This window comes from Phenylobacterium sp. (assembly GCF_024508875.1).
Taxonomy (GTDB): domain Bacteria; phylum Pseudomonadota; class Alphaproteobacteria; order Caulobacterales; family Caulobacteraceae; genus Phenylobacterium.
In genome coordinates, this window is record NZ_JANINU010000282.1 from 1 (window position 1) to 2400 (window position 2400).

Here is a 2400-nt window from a genome sequence, read left to right on the forward strand (position 1 = left end):
CTTGCGGCTCGGAGGGGGAGGCGCCGAAGGCGGAGGGGGTTTCCGCACCACCCTCTGAAAACCGTCCCACCCCGACGGCGCGAACGCATGCCCACCCCATCGCATCGAGGTCCCGATCTTCGGCCTGCGGTCGAAACCGGGATCACAGCGCTGCGCGCTGCGCAACCGCCGGCCCAACCCCTCGGATGACATCTCGAAAACCCCGCCTTCCGGCGGAGAACACCTCAGACCGCTTCGCGCAGGTCCTCGACAAGGGTGCGGATGCGCCACGCGCCGGGCTTGGCCAGCAGCGCGCGGACGACGGCGTTGTTCAGGCCGTGACCGGCCAGCACGCCCTCGAAGCGGCCCAGCAACGGGCCGCCCAGCACGTAGAGGTCGCCGATGGCGTCCAGCGCCTTGTGCCGCACGAATTCGTCCGGGCGGCGCAGCCCTTCGGGGTTCAGTACGCGGTCGCCGTCCAGCACCACGCAGTTGTCCATCGACCCGCCGCGGGCCAGGCCCATGGCGCGCAGGGCCTCCACCTCGCGCAGGAAGCCGAACGTGCGGCAGTCGGCGATCTCGTCGCGGAACGTGCGCTCGTCCATGACCATGTCGACCGCCTGGCGGCCGATGGCGGCGCTGTCGAAGGCGATCTCGAAGGCCATTTCGAAGCCGTCGGCCGGCTTCAGCGTCGCGCGCTTGTCCCCGTCGATCACCTCGACGGTCTCCAGGATCTCGATGTAGCCGCGCGGCGCTTCCTGCGGACGCAGGCCGGCGCGGTCCAGGACACGCACGAACGGCAGCGACGAGCCGTCCATGATGGGCATCTCGGGCCCGTCCAGCTCGACCACGGCGTTGTCCACGCCCAGCATGGCGAAGGCGGCCATCAGGTGCTCGATGGTCGAGACCGTCACGCCGGCGTCGTTGCCGATCACGGTGCCCAGTTGGGTCTTGCAGACCGCCTCGCCGCTCACGGGGACCACGTTGTCGCGGTCCTTCACGTCGGTGCGCACGAAGACGATGCCGCTGTTCGCCGCGGCGGGCCGCACCGAGACGCGGGTGTAGGCGCCGGTATGCACGCCGATCCCTGCGAACAGGGCCGGAGACCGGACGGTGTGTTGGAACGCGGCCAAGGCGGACCTTCCCTGCAACGATACTCGGTGCGACGACCGACCTTTGCCCCAACGTGCTGGCTAAGCTGGTTGATGCACCGCAGCAAAGCACTTCGTGTTTCGCAATGTTTCGCTTCAGGATTGGTTAACGGGCGCGCTCGACCGCGCACTGAATTTGCTCGATTTTCCCCGCTCCCGGTAAATTCAGGTCGCGGGGTAGAGCTGAGTCCCGACCAGGTTGCGCGCACGGTCCAGGATCCGCACCTGGACCGCCCGGCCCAGCTTGGCGAGGCACGCCGCGAGCCGCTTAGCCTGGGCCTCGGCGCGGGCGCCCGAGCGGAAGACCAGAGGCTCGATCCCCGCGCACAGCACGGCCCAGCCATCGGCCAGCGGAGAGACGAGGATGATGCCGTTGGCGCTCATGGGAAACCTCCCGGAGTTGCCCCCGGGAGGTTTTTAGCAGTCCCCGCCGTTAATCGGCGTGACGTTTTCGTGGAATTTTGTGTCGGTCGCCCGACCGTCAGTTGGCGAGGCGCCGCAGGAAGGACGGAATTTCCAGGTCCTCGTTCTGGTCCGCGTCCTCGACATGCTGGGCGGCTTCCAGGGGCTGGGCGCCGCCGCGCGACGGGGCCGGCGCAGGCCGCGGCGCGGGGGCCGGAGCCTGGGCGGCCGGGGCCTGCTGCGCGTCGTAGCGCGGACGGCCGCCGAAGATGCTCAGGAAGCCGCCGCGCGGACGGCGCGCCTCGTACGCCGGCTCGGCGAACAGCGGCTCGTCCTGCACATCGCCAGGACCGGCGACCTCGGGGTCGACGATGCGGGTGACCGGCTGGATCACCGTCGGCTGGGCCGGTGCAGGCGCGGGCTCGGCGGCGACGGGCGCGGTGAAGATGTCGGGCTGCTCTTCCTCGTGGGCTTGCAGCACCGGCTCCGGCTCGACCGCGGCCGCGAACACCGGTTCGGCGGCGACCGGCTCCGGCGCCTTCGGCGTCACCGTGGCGCGCAGCGGCTCGGCCTGCAGCGAGCGGCGCTCGATCTTGGGCTCGATGGCGGCGATCGAGGCGCCGTCCATGCCGGTCGCCACGACCGACACGCGGATCATGCCCTCCAGCGTCGGATCGAAGGCCGCGCCGAAGATGATGTTGGCTTCCGGATCGACCTGTTCCGAGATGGCGTTCGCCGCCTCGTCCACTTCCAGGAGCGTCATGTCCAGGCCGCCGGTCACGTTGACCAGCACCGCCTTGGCGCCCTTCAGCGAGACTTCGTCCAGCAGCGGGTTCTGGATGGCGTTCTGGGCGGCCATCAGGGCGCG

General features: G+C 70.0%; 2 protein-coding genes and 1 pseudogene. All 3 read right to left on the minus strand.

The window, feature by feature from the left end; translation table 11 throughout:
* Positions 1 to 224: 224 nt before the first annotated feature.
* The gene (lpxC, locus tag Q0L11_RS18995) at positions 225 to 1112 is read right to left on the minus strand and encodes a UDP-3-O-acyl-N-acetylglucosamine deacetylase (RefSeq protein ID WP_296599320.1); all 888 of its coding nucleotides are present in this window, start codon (positions 1110 to 1112) and stop codon (positions 225 to 227) included.
* Positions 1113 to 1295: 183 nt separating this feature from the next.
* Positions 1296 to 1514 (minus strand): hypothetical protein, encoded by a 219-nt coding sequence (locus Q0L11_RS19000; protein ID WP_296599321.1) that lies wholly within the window; start codon positions 1512 to 1514, stop codon positions 1296 to 1298.
* A 97-nt stretch (positions 1515 to 1611) separates the two neighbouring features.
* A pseudogene (locus Q0L11_RS19005) lies at positions 1612 to 2400 on the minus strand (cell division protein FtsZ); the annotation flags it as partial.